Raw genomic sequence first — 17,367 nt, 5'->3', positions numbered from 1 at the left:
TTTCATGCCCTGTGCGTCACTTGACGGTTGCGACAACACCGAGTATACCAATTGATATACTCGAAAATAACCAAATGAGAATTCATCATGAACAGCCACTTCACCCAATACCGGCCATCGAAAGCGTCAGCAGCTGGTTTCTGGCAGCAGATCGGCCTGCCCGCTCGCGGGCGCCGTCTGCATGAGCTCCTTCACGAGGGAGTGGAGTATCGGGTCTACCCCAAGCTGGCCAAGATGTCGGGCATAGAGCAGAAGAGCCTGGCACGCTACGTCGATATCCCTTCCGCCACGCTGAGCCGCCGTGCAAAATCGGGCCGGTTCAAGATGGCGGAAAGCGACCGGCTGTATCGCTTTGCCGAGCTCTTCAAGGCGGCATTGGATCTTTTTGAAGGCGATGCCGATGGCGCACGCGCCTGGCTGCTCGCCCCTAATATCGGGCTGGGCGGACGCAGACCCGTCGAGATGAGCGCGACATCGGCCGAATACCAAACGGTACTGAACCTGATCGGCCGACTGGAGCACGGGGTCTCTGCGTGAACGAGATCACTGCCTATCGGTTGGTCAAACGGAAGTATCAGGACAGTGCATTCGATGGCGAAGGCGCACGACTCTTCGGGGGGCGCTGGAACAGTCCGGGCAGAGCCTGTGTGTATGTTGCGGGTTCCGAGTCACTGGCGCTGCTCGAGATCATGGTGCATCTGGAAAATTACCGACTGCTTAATGCCTATACGCTGGTACGCCTGACGCTGCCTGCCGACAGCATTCTGCGCGTCGGTATGGACGATCTACCGGAAAACTGGAGAGAGACGCCGGCGCCGGCGGAGACGGCCGAGCTGGGCGACGGCTGGCTGACCTCCGGTCAAAGCCTGGCGCTGGCGCTGCCCAGCATCGTGGTACCACGAGAGCTCAACTACATGCTCAATCCTAAACATCCGCTGTTTGAGCAGGTTGTCGCGATGGCCGAGACACTGCCATTCGATCCCGATCCGAGACTCTAAACAGATAAAGGCAGCCAGCGCTGCCTTTGTGTCACGAACAATGTTTTTAGACGGTCAGCGAACCCCGTGCTTCGGCAACCGGCGTTTCCGCCTGGCCGAACACCCGGTCCAGATGCTCACGGTATTCTGCGGTATGGCGCTCGACGTCCGGCATCTTCATCACATCGTTGGCGATGAAGGTCGGCAAGCCCTCCAGACCGACGAACTGTTGGGATTTGTGGAACGGAAAATAGACGCCGTCGACACCACGACCTTCGAAGAAATTGTCTGCCTCGTCGAACGCTTCTCGCGGGGCGTTCCAGGTCAGCGACAGCATGTAGCGTCGCCCCTGCAGCAAGCCGCCGCCGCCATACTGCTTGCTCGGATCGTGGCGCGAACGGCCATCGTTGGCGTATAGCGAACCGTGACCGGCGGTGAAGACTTCATCGATATAGCGCTTCACGCTCCACGGGGTGCCCATCCACCAGCCGGGCATCTGATAGACGATCACATCCGCCCAGAGAAATTTCTGAACCTCGGCGTCGACGTCGTAACCTTGCTCGATCACGGTCTCGTGGATCCGGTGATCCCGCTCGGTCAACGCCTCGACGGCCACCGCATGAAACGTATTGTTGAGTTCGCCGCCTGAATGGGCAAATGGCTTGCCGCCATTGATCAATAGAATCTTCATCGTTGAAGGGTTCCCGTCACGATAGTGAATGCTGCGCCAGAACTGCCAGGCGCAGTGCGATGGCAGCCATTGTGAAGACAAATGACGGTGGATAAACCACGCTAACGACAAGTCACTTTTGATTTAAAATCAACAAAACAGTCTGTTCACGGAGCAACCCTCATGAAAAGCACGCTCGAGGAGCAGCTGGCGTTCGTCGCCGTGGTCGACTGCGGCTCCATCACCGCCGCCGCCGAACGGCTCGAGATGACGGTGTCAGGGGTCAGCCGCGCGCTCAACCGGCTCGAGCGCAAACTGGGCACGACGCTTCTGCGCCGGACGACCCGCCGACTGGAGTTGACCGAGGAAGGCGAGACGTTTCTCGGCCACGTGCGCTCGATCCTTGCCGCCGTCGACAGCGCCGAAGAGGCCATTGCCCGGCATCAGGATCAACCTCAGGGACGGCTGCGCGTCAACGCCGCGCCGAGCTTCATGCAACTCGTGATCGTGCCGGTGATTGGCGAATTCCGCCGTCGCTACCCCGGCATCACGCTGGAACTCGATACCCACGACCGCTTCATCGATCTGCTCGAGCAGCGCGTCGACCTCGCCATCCGTATCGGCGAACTGGAGGACTCCTCGCTGCATGCTCGCCCGCTGGGCAGCAGCCCCTTGCGGTTACTGGCAAGTCCGGAATACCTGACACGCCATGGCGCACCGCAAAGCGTCAGCGATCTCGACCAGCATAGCCTGCTCGGCTTCAGCCAGCTGGATCACCTCAACCGCTGGCCGCTGCTCGACGGATACGGCCAGCCGTTTCACGTCAAACCGGCACTCTCCGCCTCCAGCGGCCCGACCCTGCTGGAGCTGGTCCTCGCAGGCGAGGGGATCGCCTGCCTCACCGACTACATGACGATCGCGCCGCGTCGGCAAGGCCGGCTCGTCGATGTGCTACCGAATCAGACGCAGCTCCAGACCCAACGGCTCAGCGTCGTCTACTACCGCCAGACCGCCCTCTCGCAACGTGCGCGGCTGTTCATGGATTTCCTGGCAGAACGGCTACCAGGAGATTACTTGACGGCATGAACCGCTGGGGATCGGTAGGGAGGGCAGTGCCTATCGGCATGCCTTCTCCAGCAACCCCTCCAGCACCTTCCCGTCCAACGAATCGGTGGAGAGCCCGAGCAACCGCGCAACAGTGGCGCCGGCACTGTCCATGCGCTGGATTCCGCGGGCGGTATCGAACGCCAGCTCGATGCCGGGACGAACCCCGCCACCGAGGAAGAACGCCACGCCGTGGTTGGAGGCGAACCCGGTGCTGGCGGTAGGCACCTGCGGGCCGTGGTTGGCGCCCGGCGTGTGGAGTTCGGCGACGGTATCGCCGCGCTGGTTGGTGCCCCAGACGAAGCCGGGGGCGTAGGCGAACAGCACGTCGCCCATGCGCTCGCCCCAGTAACCGAGCGGACTGGCGTCCTGCTTCTTCAGTGCCAGCGCGACCACGTTGCGCTCACCGGTGTCGGTATCGACGTACCAGGTGGTCAGCGCCTTGAGGATTCGCGTCTGTACGCGCTCGATCTCGGCAGCGGCTACCCGGTCGCGATTGACGAAGATCTCCAGCCCGCCGCGCTCGTCCTTGAGGAAGGCCTGGCTCGCGGCGACGTCGGGCTTGCCCTCGCCGTCGATCGTGCACAGGTGGAATTCGGCCAACCGCCTGTGGATATCACAGAGATGGCTATTGGGCACGTCGCCATGATCGGAGGCGAGCACCAGCGTGGTGTCGTCGTCGCAGCCGGCCAGCGCCCGGCCCACGGCGTCGTCGAGAATGCGGTACGAGCGCCGAATCACCTCGAGATAACGCTGGTGATCGCTGGCTGTGTAGAACTTGGATTCGGGATCGCACTGGGCGAGGCAGGTGTGATGGGTCTCGTCGTTGAGCCGGAAGACGGTGGCAAAGAGCGAGAAGCCTTCGTCGTTGAGCAGGGTCAGCGCGGTGTTGACCAGCCAGTCGAGCTGATAGCGCCCCTCTTCGAAACTGGTCTCGAAGTAGCGGGTGTCCGGGTCGGCGGAGACCGCCCACTTGGAGACGAACGGGCCGTGACGTTCGATCAGGCGGCGTGCCAGGCCCGGCCGGCCGCTGCTGCCTTCCGGTGCGGTGATCTGGGACTGCAGCAGGTCGATCCTGCCGCTGGCAACGTCGAGATCGAGCAGCTTGAAACGGACCGCCGCCGGCTTGCCCTCAATGGCGTTCTCGTCCGCCAGCGGCAGCCAATCGCTCCATTCGCCCTCGCTCAGGCTGGCCTCGCCCTGCGCTACCTGAAGGTGGAGGCGTTCGCCATCGGCGCGCAGCGTTACCGGCACCGGCTCGCCCCGATGGGCCGGAATCAGCGCGATGAAATCCTCACCCGTGCGCTCGATGGCGAAGCGATTGTGCTTCTGGTGATGGGCCAGCGTGCCGGTCGGCGGCCAGCCCAGGGCTTCGGTTGACGGTGTCGGGGTCCACCGGTCTAGATGGGTGCTGTGCAGGCAAGCCGGCGCCAGCTCCATCGGCGCGGGGCCGCTGCCGCTGTAGAACGGCGCAAAGCAGAGATCGCGCTCGCCAGCGGGCACCAGACTCTCGGGGAAGTGAACCAGCGCGGCGCGCTTGCCGGCGTCGCGCATCAGTTCCAGCAGGTGTCCGGTGCCGCTGGGCGGCATGCGCTGGCCGACCCAGCTGGTACCGGGCGCCTGACCGGTGAGGAAGGTGACGAAATTGGTGTCGCCCCAGGTCGAGATATAGGGCAGCAGCCGCGTCGAGCCGCCCTCGTCGCGCAGGCGCTGGATGTTCGGCAATACGCCCTCGGCGCAGAAACGCTCGACCAGCTCGGGGATCAATCCATCCACGCCCAGCAGCAGAATTTTCTTGGCATCGCTCATGTCAGGCTCCAATGGCTGCGGGTCGATGTTCAGGCAATCCGGTATCGATCGATGATTCCCCGATCGATCTCGATCCCCAGCCCCGGCTTGTCGAGCACCTCCACGCAGCCGTTGGGGTTGAGCTGGAACTCGCCGCCAATCAACTCCTGACGGAACGGATGCGCCGACTGGTCGTACTCGAGCATGGGCTCGTCAGGCGTGAGTGAAAGCGGCTGCGGCGGCAAGGTGGCGATCAGTTGAACCGCGGCCGCCAGGCCGACGCCGGTGCCCCAGACATGGGGGATCATCGGCACATGAAAGGCCTGGGCCAGCGCGGCGATCTTGCGGCACTCGGTCAACCCGCCGGCGGCGCCGATATCCGGCTGGATTATGTCCAGCGCGCCTTCGCTGATCCAGTCGCGATAGCCGATCTTGGAATACTCGTTTTCGCCGGCCGCGATCCAGGTGCGCGAAACGCCCTTGAGCTCGCGATAGCCGTGGCGGTTTTCCGGGCTCAACGGCTCCTCGAACAGATGCACCCGCGTCTCTTCGAGCTCCATCAGGATCCGCCGCGCCGCCGGCACGCTGTAGGCGCAGTTGGCATCCATCATCAGCGCGATGTCGTCGCCCACCGCCTCGCGCACCGCGCGCATGTCGCGGATGTCCGCCTCGATCCCGAAGCCGGTCTTGATCTTCATCGCGCGGTAGCCGTTGGCCTGATGGCGCAGCGCCTCGTCGACCACTTCCTCGGGATAGTTCCCGCCCTCGCGGCGATAGAAGCCGGTGGCGTAGGGGCGAATCTCGTTGCGGAATGCGCCGCCCATCAGCCGGTGAATGGGCTGGTTCAGCGCCTTGCCGGCCAGATCCCACAGCGCGATATCGATCGCCGCGATGCCGAACAGCGCCACGCCCTTCTGACCGTAGGGGCGGGTATGGTTATACATCGTCTCCCACAGTACTTCGCGCTCGAAGACCGAACGCCCGATCACCAGCGGCTTGAGCGCATGTTCGACCATCGCCTGGGCGACCTGCGGCGGCTGCAGGCCGTGGTTGACGCACTCGCCCCAACCCACCAGCCCCTCTTCGGTATGAATTTCGACCAGCATGGCGGTGCGCTGATGCACCCAGCCCTGGGAGAAGGAAAACGGCTGCTCCAGCGGTGCGGCCAGCACATGGGTCTTGAGTTCAGTGATGATCATGCATGATCCCTTGTTCGGAAGCGGGTTGAGCGGAAGAGGCCTCGCGGCGAGTACGGATGACTTTCGCTCGCCACTCGATCACGCCACCCACGATCGTCCAGATCAGGAACAGGCCGATCAGAACGAACAGCGTGGTGGCGATACCGCTGTGAGTGAAGAACGAGAGGAAATCACCGCGCGAGATCAGCAGGCCTCGGCGTAGCGAACTCTCCAGCGCCGGCCCCAGCACCATGCCGATGACCAGCGGCGCCAGCGGGTAGCCACTGCGACGCAGCACGTAGGCGAGAATCCCGGTCAATGCCGCGACCACCAGATCGAGCGGGTTGCCACGTACCGACACCGCCCCGATGAAGCTGAACATCACGATCCCACCCATCACGAAGCCCAGCGGCAACTTGAACAGGTAGCGGAACAGACCGATGGAGGGCTTGCTGAGAATCAGCATGGCGACATTGACGATGATCAGCACCACGAACAGCGTGTAAACCGTCTGCGCCTGATCGGCCATCAGCCGTACACCCGGCGTGATGCCGTGAATCACCATGGCGCCCATCATCATCGCCGTGACCACGTCGCCGGGGATGCCCAGTGCCAGAGTGGGGATGAAGGCGCTGCCGGTCACCGCGTTGTTGGAGGATTCCGAGGCGATGATGCCGTCCGGCTCGCCCTTGCCCAGATTGGCCCGGCGCGGTGACAGTTTCTGCGCCGCCGCATAGCTGATGAAGGCCGCCGCGGCCGCACCGGTGCCCGGCAAGGCACCGACGAAACTGCCGATAAAGGAACCGCGCAGCAGTTCGACCAGACGTCGGCCGATCTCGCGCAAACTGGGGAAGCGCAGCCGTGCCTCGGGGATGGTGGTCGCCTCCTCGTCACGCGCCGAGAAGCGAACGAAGACTTCGGATAGCGCGAACGCCCCCACCACTACAGGAATCAGGTCCAGCCCCGAACTGAGCGCATAGGTACCGAAGGTGAAACGGTCGGCGCCGGTGATCGGGTCACTGCCGACCATCGAGAAGAAGAAACCCATCATCCCGCACACCAGGCCCTTGAGCAGGCTGCCGCGGGAGATCCCGACGATGCACAGCATCGCCAGGCAGACCAGCGCGAAGACCTCGATCGAACCGAAGTTGACGGCGAACTTGGCCAACTGCGGGGCGCAGAAGATCAGCAACACGCAGGAGAGCACGCCGCCGAAGAACGAGGCGAAGGTCGCCCAGCCCAGCGCTTCGTCGACCCGCCCCTGCTGGGTCATCGGATAGCCGTCGAAGACCGTGGCAGCCGACTGCGGCGTGCCCGGCGTGTTGATCAGAATCGCGGTGATCGAGCCGCCGTAGACCGAGCCGCAATAGACACCGATCAGTAGCGCCATGCTGGTGATGACATCCATGCCGAAGGTAAACGGCAGGAAGATCGTCAAGCCCACCACCGAGCCCAACCCGGGCAGCCCGCCGATGATGATGCCCGCCCAGGTGCCGATCACGATGGCGAGCAGCGCCTGCCAGGTGAAGGCGTCGCCGACCGCCGCCAGAATCACGTCCATCTCAGATCACTCCATTCGTGAGCAGTGCCGGCAACCGGATCATCAGCACGTGATGGAACAGGAACCACAGCCCGCCGCCGATCACGATCGTTCCCAGCACCAACGGTAGCGGCCGTCGGATACGAAATAGCCATAGTGTCAACGCCACCAGCGGCAGCGCCGGAAGCAGAAAACCGAGACTCGCCGTGGCAATCGCGGCGATCAGTACCACCGCCATCAGCAACGGTAGCGGCGTCAGCGTCACGTTTTTCACCGGCACGCGGCGAATCAGCTCGCCGATCAATACCGCCAAGGCCATTGCACACCAGATCGTCAGCACGATACGGGGCACCAGCATGGCGCTCGCCGGCCCCTGCCAGGCGGTGACCGAAAGACCGCTACCGGCCAGCAACAGCGCCAGCGCGGTCAATACCCGAGGGTGGATCAAGGAAGCGAACATGAATCGCGGCTCCTGAGAGATCGAGAAAACAAAGAGAGTGAAAGAGCGGATTACGGCGCCAGGCCCGCATCCTTCAACACCTGCTTGTTGGCCTCGAAGCGCTTCTGGACGAACGCCTTGAAGTCATCCGGCCCGAGGTAGGCGATCCCCGCCTTGGCCTTGTCGGCGAAGCTCTGGAACTTGTCCGATTCGACCGTCGCCTTGCACGCTTCGGCGTACTGCCGGGCACGCTCGTCAGAGATCCCCTTGGGCGCGACGACGCCCTGCCAGACCGCGAAATCCAGCGCCGGCAAGCCGAGCTCCTCGACCGTCGGCACGTCGTCGTAGCCCTCGACGCGATGATCGGCGAACACCGCCAGCGGGCGCAGGTCATAGTTCTCGAGAATGGTTTCGGTATCCGCCATGATCTGGATCTCGTTGCCGGCCAACGCGTTCATCGCCGGCCCCGAGCCACTGTAGGGAATGTGCTCGGCTTTCAGGTCGCTATTGACCACGGTCGCCGCCATGGCGAGATGCGGCAGCGTTCCCGGACCGGAGGAGCCGTAGAGAAACGGCTGATCCCGGGACTCCTCGACCAGTTGCTTGAACGAGGTGATGTCGGAAGCCTTCGAGACCATCAGGAACATCGGATTGGACACGGTGCGGCAGATATAGGTGAAGCTGTCCGGACCATAGGGCAATTTCTTCAGCGACGGCTGAATCGTCAGCGCGCCGGCCGGTTCATAGCCGATGATATTCGGATTGCCTTCACTGTTGGCGACTTCCGCCGTGCCCACGGTGGCACTGGCTCCGGCGACGTTTCTCACCACCGAAGTGACGCCGAGCTGTTGCGAGAAAGTCGGCTCGAAGCTGCGGGCGACGATGTCGGTCGCACCACCTGCCGCGAAGGGCACGATGATCTCCAGGTTGTCGGCAGCCACGGCCGCGTGGGTGGTGCCGATCAGGGCCAGGGTGGCCAGGGAATAGCGCAGTGACTTCATGGTTGGCTCCATTTCGTAGCGCTGCGAAAACAAGCGAAACCAGCGCTGCCATCAGATATTTGGCCTCTTTCGAGCCCGTTCAGGAGAATTCTTCCTCGACATGGCCTAAAATCGTAGCGCTACGAATAGACACGAACAACGCGTCGTTATCGTCCATTCGTCGTAGACCCCGACCCAGGTCGCGGTCCGAGCGCGGTGCTTCTCCCCTCACGAAGCGCCGCGCCAGACCCGTTACACTAGGCGCTGTCTGAAAAGTCGACGAGCGAAGGCTAGACAAGGCAAAAATCGATGAAAGAGCGGAGTTTACGCGGTGTAAATGAGCATCTTGAGCCGATTTTTAACGCCGTATGGGCGAGCGCAGGCAGTTTTCCGACAGTGCCTAGCGCGCGGGACCCAAAGGGGAACGAAAAAAACTTCATCTGCTTATCTGACCCGAGCGCGGGGTCAGGAACGAGGTAACGGAATCTTGGCCAAACGACGACGACGCGGTTCGCAGCGCGTCACCATGGGAGAAGTCGCCAGACTGGCAAACGTGTCGCCGAGCACGGTGTCACTCTATCTGCGTCGTCCGGACGAGGTCTCCCCTGGGCGCGCCGAGAAGATCCAGGCGGCCATCGACCGGCTGGGCTATCTGCCCAACACCATGGCCGGCGGGCTGGCGTCGTCGCGCTCCAACGTGATCGGCGTGCTGGTGCCCACCATCACCAACTCGTTCTTCTCGGAGACGCTGGAAACCCTCGAGCGCCATCTGCGAAGCGCCGGTTATCAACTGCTGATCGGCAACACCGAATTCGACGATGCGCGGGAGGAGGAGCTGATTCGCTCGATTCTGAGCTGGAACCCCGTCGGCCTGGTGCTGACCGGCTTCCTGCACACCCGCAAGTCGCTATCGGTGCTGGCCAACAACGATACGCCCATCGTCGAGATGTGGGACTACGGCCAGCCGGGGCTGGACATGGTGGTGGGCTTCTCTCACCACGCCTGCGGCCGCCTGGTGGCCGAGCACATGCTGCGGCAGGGGCGCCGCCGGATGGCGTTCGTCAGCACCAACTTCCAGCGCGACGTGCGTGCGCGGGATCGCTACCACGGCTTTCGGGACACGGTGGAGGCCACCGGCGGGACGGTCGAACTGCGGGAGCTGAGCGGACGCAGCCACGCCGAGGAGACCGGACGGCTGACTCACGCGCTGATGCAGGATCATCCGGAGATCGAGGCCATTGCCTGTTCCAACGACATGGTGGCGCTCGGCGTGCTGTGCGAATGCCAGCGACAGGCGTGGGACGTTCCCGGCCGCATCGCCCTTGCCGGCTTCGGCAACCTGGACTTCACCACCAGCACCGTACCCCCGCTCACCACCATCGAACCGCCACGCCGGGAGATCGGCCAGCACACCGCCCGGCTGCTGCTGGCCAGTCTCGCCAGCGAACTCCCGGAGGCGGAGAAGCGCCTGGATCTGGGGGTGAGGCTGGTGGAGCGGGAGAGCGTTTGAGGACACCGCTAGCGCTCAGGATACGACTCGCGCCAGAGGTGGAGTGGCGTCGCCGACGATCCCTTCGCGGTACTCGAAAAGCAGGCCATGGCGGTGCCAGTTGGGGCTGCTCGCCGTTGTAGATCCGGCCGGTGAACGCAGCTTCGTTGCGATAGACCGTCCACGAATAATCAGCAATCATTCTTCCCAGGATAAGATAGCGGGGATCTTGCCCCGCCCGCTGAAGCTGCCATCACTGGCCACCATACCGCTCTGCTCGATATATCAAAGATAGCCCCTGAGGCAGAACCCTCTAACAAGGGCGCCCTAGACCCTACAAACCACGACCAATCAATGAGTGATTCTGCTAGCAGAGAAGTCTGGCCACTAGCGCCATAAACCGGAGACGATCCAACCAAGAGCACCGACGAAAGCCCCCACGCCAATCACAGTACACAGCAGGGGCCAGTAAAGCTCCCACCAGCCCAGCGGGCCATTATCGCGCCAGGTCAATCGGTAAGGATCGTCCGGTTCCACCGGATTGGCTCGTTCCACCTCTTCCGGCCATTGCGGTATTTTGCTGGTGCGCATTGCCAACATACGGCCTAGTGCATTCAGTCCAAGGAAGGGCGAAAACAGAAGCTGAAGGTAAGGCCAGTGGGCTCCCAGCATAAAGCTACGGGCAATGCTCCAGCGCCAGCCTTCCCTGCGATTATCGACTGGCACCAAATATCCCGTATTTTCCTTGAGGTGGTGCCAGGTTCTCTCCACACCATCTTCCGCTTCCATATAGGGTTGCAGAAAGGCCCAAAATTTATCAATCGACTGCGCATTACCTAGTGGGGAAGGGTAACCAAGCGAAAAAGACTCGCGAACCGTTTCGCCATCATCGTCGAGCACGTGAGCACGCAGGTCATAAGTCGTTCCAGCCAAGGGGCTTTTCGATTCACCCAATGTCAGAAACAATGACTCCCATGGCGCTGTCAACACCGTACCATTTTGGCGGAAAAAATAGACTTGACGGCTTTTGCGATTCAGGCGAATCGGGTAATGAGTGTATCGCCCACATTCGGTGCGGATTAGCCACCAACCAGCCCATGCCAAGCACAGAAAAAGTGGCGTCAGCCCAACAATACCAATCCAGTCCACCACTTCCACTGGGGCAGTACGACCAGAAAAGAAAACACCTCCATATATTGCAAATAGCATGCCTATGGAAATTAATAAGACGCACCCCCCCAACCACACATTAAAACCCTTTATTGGGTACCATCTGTCAACAAGATCTATATATTCTGAATTAACCTTCGCAACCGATAGAAAATCCATCGGTGTAGCCCTTCCCCGCTGCCCTTGATTGTAACGCGAAGCGCGTTCAGCCTCTGTCAAGGCTCGGTCAACAGGGAAGCGAACATTCCGATAATCCAGCCCAGCATAATCCATCTTAATTCACCTAGTTCACCTGACCATTCCAAGTCACGCTCTCACATCTCGGACTTCGGATAATAATGATCATACACCCTTATGCGATCAGTATTGGGCAAATCTGAACACGCAGAAAGTGGGGGCACTGACAGTGAAGCAACCTGCCACTCAGCTGAGCCGCATTTAGTAAATACAAGACGAATTTTCGTGACACTGGACAGCAGTTAGAATGCATCAGCAAAGCTCATAGCAGGTTGCTATGAGCTTCCACACTGCCAGCTCGTCACTGGTCGACGGCTGTTGACGAATAATGTTCAATCATTATCGCCATAGGCCGGAAATCACCCAGCCTAAAATCCCGATAAAAGAACCCACGCCAATAACGGTACATAGAAGGGGCCAGTAAAGCTCCCACCAGCCCAGCGGGCCATTATCGCGCCAGGTCAGTCGGTAAGGGTCGTCCGGCTCCTCTGGATTGGCTCGCTCCACCTCTTCCGGCCATTGCGGTATTTTGCAAGTACTCATTGCAAGCATACGGCCCACAGCATTCAAACCTAATGGGATGCATAGCAGAAGCATTGTCCATGGGTAATGTAGCCCTGGAGCAAAAGTCCGAAAAATACTCCATCGCCATCCTTCTCGACGACCATCGACTGGCATCAAAAGGCTCTTTCTTAACTCTCGACACGTGCGTTCCACACCATCTTCGGCTTCCATATAAGGCTGCAAGAAAGCCCAAAATTTATCCATTGACTCAGGTTTACCTGGAAATGTATAGCCTAAAGAGAACGATTCGCGAACCGTCTCACCGTCTTCCTCCAGAACACGAGCACGCAGATCATAAGTCTTTCCAACTAGAGGATTCTTGGATTCACCCAGCGTCAAAGAAAGAGATTCCCAAGGCACGGTTAACACTGTTCCGTCTTGGCGGAAAAAATAAACTTCTCGAGTCTTCCTGTTCAAGCGGATGGGATAATGGGTATATCCTAAACACTCAACTTTGAAAGCGTACCATGCCCCAAAACAAGCAACTAAAAAGAACATCAAGGAGAGAAATAAAAAAAATATTTTTGCTCCCACCCCCGGAATCATCGGTTCACCTATTGGAAAAAAAACCGCATATAGCAACGCGCCAGACACCAATAGCGAACCGCATCCCAGCATCACTGAAAGCCATGCCCAAAACCCGCGAATTGGATACCAGCGGTCTACCAGCTCAATATAACTACTATTGACTTTTATGACCGAAAAAAAATCCATCGGCATGCTTTTTACAGATTCACCTTGAATATAGCGAGCAGAAGATTTCTCATCGCTTAGACGATAACCAACGGAGAACCGATTCCTCTTACCGAGACCAGAATAATCCATAACTTAACCTCCTACACTATTCAGCGCAGTCTTCAGCTCGCCAATTTCTCGCTTTGAATCACCATAGCGCTCAGAGACATCAAATTTTCCAAAGTAACAACGCTCCATCCAATCCTGTATCTTATCGTCTTTAAAAATCTCAATCACAACTGCAATAACTACAATTAAAACAACTAAAACAATTCCAATACCTGTAGCAGAAACCCCAAAAATCGTCGCTCCAAACCAGCCAGCAAACACCCCGGTTGCAAAGACACTAAACCCAGCAGAGGTGAACAATAGCCCACCGACAAGCGCATTACCTTCCTGCACTTCCTGCCAACCACGAATACTGTCCCACGCAGCCATTACCACACCTGCGCCTACTCCTAGCACTCGCCCACCTGTCCTTAGCCAGAGGCCGATTGTCTTCTCCATACGTAAGGCGTATCGACTACCCGTCTTCACAGCACTCTCGGACCATTTACCTACGGTTTCCGCGACTGTACCTACCAGCCCAGCCGTCCCCGTCCAGAAGCGCCGCCGGTTCTCGCCTCGCTCGTAGGCCATGCTGCTGTCCAGATCATCGGACAGTTTGAACAGCGCCATAACCTGTAGAATACCTGTGACCACGCCAAGCCCAGCCTCGGTAGGCAGCAGTTGCCGCCACCTGAGCTGCGTCATCGCGCGCCGATCTGCCTGGGTCAGGACTGCCGATTCCGCCAGTTGCCTTGCACCACCTTGAGCGTTCAGGCCGGGAAAATCCTCGATGACTTTGGGATTGGCCAGGATCAGGTAGCGAAATCTTCCGGTCCCTTCGACCGGCACACCATAGATGCGTGCCTTGCGCATCTGGATGTCGATGGCACGATTCAGGTCTTCCAGATTGCCGATCTCAGGGTTGATGGCCGCCATTCTAGAGACCAGTTCCGCAATCGCGGCTTTCTTGCTCATCGTCACGTCAGCCAGGATGACAGGCGAACGTGCAATGACGCCCATACCGACTAGCGCAGGGCCGACGACACCATCGACTGCCTTGGCCGCTACCTTAGCGAAAGGCCCGCCCAAAGCGGCCGTCAGCCGGACTACGGCATTCTGGCTACCATCCTGAAGTGACTGCAGTGCGTTTTCATAGCCACCGATCAAGCCATCCCATGGTAAACCGCGCAGGGAGTCAGGCTGTAAGCCGCCGCTGACGTGCCCTTCCCACCGCTCCAGTATGATTTTCTGGTTGTAGCCCAGCGCCCGCAACGCCAGGTTACGTTGATCGAGATTCGATGCAGATAGCCAGCGGTGATATAGCTCCGCGCAGGGCGAGTACTCCTGCGTGTCTTGAATACAGATCAACATGGCATCCACGAATGCGGCGCCAGATTCGATATCTTGGTCGTCATGCACCGCATTCATCTGATGATAGAGTGGATCGCTCTGCATCCAACTGACATGAGCACGCGCCAGGGGCGCAATGCGATTCTTGTCGAAGTCGCGCATCTCACTCTGCCACGCCGCTTCCCAGGACTGAAGCCGAGACATATCCAGCTTGTCGGTATAATCGCTCCAGGCATCCTCCTTGGCGGCGACCAGTTGTGCTGGTGTGGGGTTGCGCCAACGCTCCAGCATCTCCTCCTGGCGCTCCTGAAAGCCATCGATCAGCAGGCCAGCCAACGCCCGGCCACCAGCGCCGGGGCCACCGTAGACCGTCTGATAAGCGTCACGCTCGGTACGGTAGATCTGGCGATTTTCAGCATCCTCGCGAATGCTTTGGCGGATGTTATTGATGGCCGAGGAGACCGCCAGAGGGCGGGCCTGTTCAGGGTCGGCCATCTTCTCCTTCAACCTTACGCCCGTCAGGCTGGCGAGATCTGCCGAAATCCCCACCGGGTCTTCCAGCGCGACCAGCATGGGTGTCATATCCAGCGGTTCGGCCTGCTCGTCTGCCCACCGCTTGAGTCCCTCGACCTGCTCTTTCATGCCATGGAACGGAAATGGGCTGAACTCGAAAGCGTGTCCGTCCTGACGCCCCCAGGTTCCCGAGGCACCAGGACGCCATGTACTTGAAGCACCATGCCGATCTGGTGGTGTCCAGACACGCCCAGCCTCAGCGACGATGTCCCCCAATTTTTCCAGCGACTCTGCGTAGGCCTCGCTACCACCACGCCATGCCCCGAGCGAGACACGACGCATGTTGTCACGCCGCTGGTTCGCGTTCGTTGCGTGCTCTTTCCACACCCGCTTGGTCCAGGCCACATCGGAAAAGGAGAGATAGACGTTATCGGCCTTGTCGGCATCGGGAACCATTACGCAACGCCCCGGATAGGCGTGCGAGGGGTTGGCGGCGCAGGCAAACTCCTGCTCGTCGGCAGGCGGCTGCAAGCGGCCATCGATGGGCTGCGGACTATCGGGATCGATCGCCACCACTTCGTCGTGGGAAACGTCGACATATTCGATCAGGTAGCCCTTGTCGGTGACGACATGGCCGATCCAGCGGCCACGCGTCTCGTTGAACACGTAGAGAAACCCCGCGCGCAGCAGCCTGAGCGTATAGCGTTGCCCTTCAGGTAATGGCGTTGCCGTGAGGCTCTCATCGAGCAAAGCGCCACTAATCTCGGGGCCAGGAGGATGCCCGGACTGATCTCCCCCATCCGTTCGCGTGACGGCATAGCGCAGCGGCAGAATCGGCAACCCGCTGCGCTGGCACACGCGACAGTTGGCGATCGACTGTACGTCCTCGGATTCACTCATGTAATGGTCTCCAGTTCCCGTGCCATGGCGAGTAACGACTGAGCTGAAAGGTCTTCACAGCGGCGCATGTAGCTACCCTGCGTCTCGACCGACTGATCGAGTCGCCGTCGCATCTCGGGGTGATCGTGAATATGGGGGTGAAAACGTGCAGCTTGCTCGGCGTAGAGCGCGCAATCCTCGGCAGCGGCAAGGCCGATTTGCTGCGCTTGGACGAGCAGGACGTCCAACGCCCGATAAGCATCGAATGAGGCCACGGCCTCCGGCTTCAGCATGGCCAGCCGGTCGATGACGGCGTTGAGAGAGGCCATGCGGTCGATACACGACCACTGCGAGGCAGACAGCAGCGGTACACGAATTGCCAGATCGGGCACCTCGTTGCGCTCGAGCGCATGCCACTGGCCGTATTGATCCGGCCAACGCCAGCAGGTGATGGGGCCCAGCAAGCGATCCATGCTCGCGGTCTCGAGCAGCCAGCAGAGATGGCGAAAGACTCGAGGATCATAGCAGCGCAGCCACCAGCGTCTTCGGCTGCCGGGGCGGGCCTGTTCGAGCGTGAACCGGAAGTGCCTGATCACCTCTTCGGTGTCCGCCTCACTTTGCAGCAAGGCAGACAGGAAAGCGCGACCGCGCTTGGCATACTGCTCGATCCGCTTGGCCAGATGCTCACGCTGCGTCGGCGAGAGCGCCTCCAGGCAGATCAACTGGGGCAGCAGCGGATCGCGAACCTTGACGCTCGGCGTTCGCAACGTCCGGCTATCCAGATCGTCGCGATCGCTGGACGCGACATGTAGCGGGTTCAATAGTGCATAGCGATGCCTGCCCGGCTGTAGCCAGTCGAGATCGAACGGCTTGGGCGCACCCACCCGGGCGGCTGGATGACACTGCGTTGGGGACGTTGTCTGACGCTCCATGATGTCGGTTTCTCCCGCTATAGCGCACTGGCACCGGCAGACGCCGAGTCATCCCCGGCGAACTGGGTCTCACAGGCCCCCTCCGGCAACTCGGGCATGGCGGCATCCATGCTCGCCGGCCCGCCAAAGCTGTGCTGGGCACCCTTGATATCGATCTTGCCGGGGCCGTGGACGTCGATATTGCCCCCTTCGATGCGGATATAGCCGCCACCGCTGTTCAGCAGGATGCCGTTGGCGGCGTTGATTTCGATCCGCCCTTCGGTGGAGGTAATCTTGACGTCCTTCTGCGCGGTCAACTCCATCGCATCGCTCTGGGCCTGTACTTCGACCTTGCCCCGCGCCGCGAACAACTTGATCCCGGCTTTCTGCACGAATAGCGAGAGCTTCTCGGAGATCGAGGCGACCAGGCTCTTGCCGGTGGCGATATTGACGTCCTCGCCGCTGGAGATACTCAGCGAGCGGCCCTGGGCCAGGTGGGTCGACTCCGGCGTGCTCAGGGTGATGCCGGCCGGCGAGGCCATGTGCAGCCAGGGGGCTTTCATCCGCGCCGCTTCGCCCCGGCCGCCGCTGTCGGTGGCATCGCTAGCACTGGTTTGATCGGTGCTGGTCAGTTGCTCGCTGTTGCCGTAGCGGTCGTCGGCGTCATCCCCGGCCTGCTTGAGGTTCTCGCGGCTGTCGAGGGCGTCGGCGTTGTGGTCCGCCGCACTCTGGCTGAGGCTGTCGGAGAGGTGATAGGCGCTGTCGAGCTGCTGCCTGGCCGGGGTGAGGTCGAGC

The 17,367-nt window shown here is 60.5% G+C and carries 15 protein-coding genes; 4 read left to right on the top strand and 11 right to left on the bottom strand.

Annotation, left to right across the window (positions count from 1 at the left end; all coding sequences use genetic code 11):
• Positions 1–87 precede the first annotated feature (87 nt).
• Positions 88–537 carry a type II RES/Xre toxin-antitoxin system antitoxin gene (gene parS / locus BTW07_RS15355; RefSeq protein ID WP_075571058.1) on the top strand — a complete coding sequence of 150 codons (450 nt, stop codon included), beginning with the start codon at positions 88–90 and terminating at the stop codon, positions 535–537.
• On the top strand, positions 534–998 hold the full coding sequence (locus tag BTW07_RS15350; RefSeq protein WP_075571057.1) for an RES family NAD+ phosphorylase: 465 nt from the start codon (positions 534–536) through the stop codon (positions 996–998). Before parS ends, BTW07_RS15350 begins: the two co-directional genes overlap by 4 nt.
• Before the next feature lie 46 nt (positions 999–1,044).
• On the opposite strand, the gene BTW07_RS15345 is transcribed toward BTW07_RS15350, so the two are convergent.
• Positions 1,045–1,668 carry an NAD(P)H-dependent oxidoreductase gene (locus tag BTW07_RS15345; protein WP_075571056.1) on the bottom strand — a complete coding sequence of 208 codons (624 nt, stop codon included), beginning with the start codon at positions 1,666–1,668 and terminating at the stop codon, positions 1,045–1,047.
• Between the two features lie 162 nt (positions 1,669–1,830).
• Between BTW07_RS15345 and BTW07_RS15340 the strand changes: the two genes are divergently transcribed.
• Positions 1,831–2,733, top strand: a complete 903-nt coding sequence (locus tag BTW07_RS15340; RefSeq protein ID WP_075571055.1) for a LysR family transcriptional regulator — start codon at positions 1,831–1,833, stop codon at positions 2,731–2,733.
• Positions 2,734–2,763: 30 nt separating this feature from the next.
• Here BTW07_RS15340 and BTW07_RS15335 read toward each other — a convergent pair whose 3' ends face one another.
• Genes BTW07_RS15335 through BTW07_RS15315 form a run of 5 tightly spaced genes read right to left on the bottom strand, consistent with a single transcriptional unit; the run spans position 2,764 to position 8,697 of the window.
• Positions 2,764–4,560, bottom strand: a complete 1,797-nt coding sequence (locus tag BTW07_RS15335; RefSeq protein WP_075571054.1) for an alkaline phosphatase family protein — start codon at positions 4,558–4,560, stop codon at positions 2,764–2,766.
• Between the two features lie 29 nt (positions 4,561–4,589).
• Positions 4,590–5,738: a mandelate racemase/muconate lactonizing enzyme family protein gene (locus BTW07_RS15330; protein WP_075571053.1), complete on the bottom strand. Its 1,149-nt coding sequence runs from the start codon at positions 5,736–5,738 to the stop codon at positions 4,590–4,592.
• Positions 5,725–7,278: a tripartite tricarboxylate transporter permease gene (locus BTW07_RS15325; protein WP_075571052.1), complete on the bottom strand. Its 1,554-nt coding sequence runs from the start codon at positions 7,276–7,278 to the stop codon at positions 5,725–5,727. Before BTW07_RS15325 ends, BTW07_RS15330 begins: the two co-directional genes overlap by 14 nt.
• A gap of 1 nt (position 7,279) precedes the next feature.
• The gene (locus BTW07_RS15320) at positions 7,280–7,717 is read right to left on the bottom strand and encodes a tripartite tricarboxylate transporter TctB family protein (protein ID WP_075571051.1); all 438 of its coding nucleotides are present in this window, start codon (positions 7,715–7,717) and stop codon (positions 7,280–7,282) included.
• Between the two features lie 50 nt (positions 7,718–7,767).
• Complete coding sequence (locus BTW07_RS15315; protein WP_075571050.1) at positions 7,768–8,697, bottom strand: Bug family tripartite tricarboxylate transporter substrate binding protein; 930 nt, start codon at positions 8,695–8,697, stop codon at positions 7,768–7,770.
• 466 nt (positions 8,698–9,163) lie between these two features.
• Here BTW07_RS15315 and BTW07_RS15310 point away from each other — a divergent pair, with 466 nt between their 5' ends.
• On the top strand, positions 9,164–10,186 hold the full coding sequence (locus BTW07_RS15310; protein WP_158025887.1) for a LacI family DNA-binding transcriptional regulator: 1,023 nt from the start codon (positions 9,164–9,166) through the stop codon (positions 10,184–10,186).
• 366 nt (positions 10,187–10,552) lie between these two features.
• Here the strand turns inward: BTW07_RS15310 and BTW07_RS19675 are convergent, their stop codons facing one another.
• The 5 genes from BTW07_RS19675 to BTW07_RS15290 form a co-directional block, all read right to left on the bottom strand.
• Positions 10,553–11,608: a DUF6708 domain-containing protein gene (locus BTW07_RS19675; protein WP_144076929.1), complete on the bottom strand. Its 1,056-nt coding sequence runs from the start codon at positions 11,606–11,608 to the stop codon at positions 10,553–10,555.
• A gap of 303 nt (positions 11,609–11,911) precedes the next feature.
• Positions 11,912–12,961: a DUF6708 domain-containing protein gene (locus tag BTW07_RS19670; protein WP_139313664.1), complete on the bottom strand. Its 1,050-nt coding sequence runs from the start codon at positions 12,959–12,961 to the stop codon at positions 11,912–11,914.
• Between the two features lie 3 nt (positions 12,962–12,964).
• A complete protein-coding gene (locus BTW07_RS15300; RefSeq protein WP_075571048.1) occupies positions 12,965–15,682 on the bottom strand; it encodes a T6SS effector BTH_I2691 family protein in 2,718 nt (905 codons plus the stop codon).
• The gene (locus BTW07_RS15295) at positions 15,679–16,593 is read right to left on the bottom strand and encodes a DUF4123 domain-containing protein (protein WP_075571047.1); all 915 of its coding nucleotides are present in this window, start codon (positions 16,591–16,593) and stop codon (positions 15,679–15,681) included. Before BTW07_RS15295 ends, BTW07_RS15300 begins: the two co-directional genes overlap by 4 nt.
• A 17-nt stretch (positions 16,594–16,610) precedes the next feature.
• Positions 16,611–17,367: DUF2345 domain-containing protein (locus BTW07_RS15290; RefSeq protein ID WP_144076926.1), on the bottom strand; the 757-nt coding region annotated here is incomplete at its 5' end.

Source organism: Salinicola socius, from assembly GCF_001937195.1.
In the GTDB taxonomy this organism is placed as follows: Bacteria; Pseudomonadota; Gammaproteobacteria; order Pseudomonadales; family Halomonadaceae; genus Salinicola; species Salinicola socius.
The sequence above is the reverse complement of the archived record's forward strand: the minus strand, read 5'-3'. Positions and strand labels throughout refer to the sequence as shown.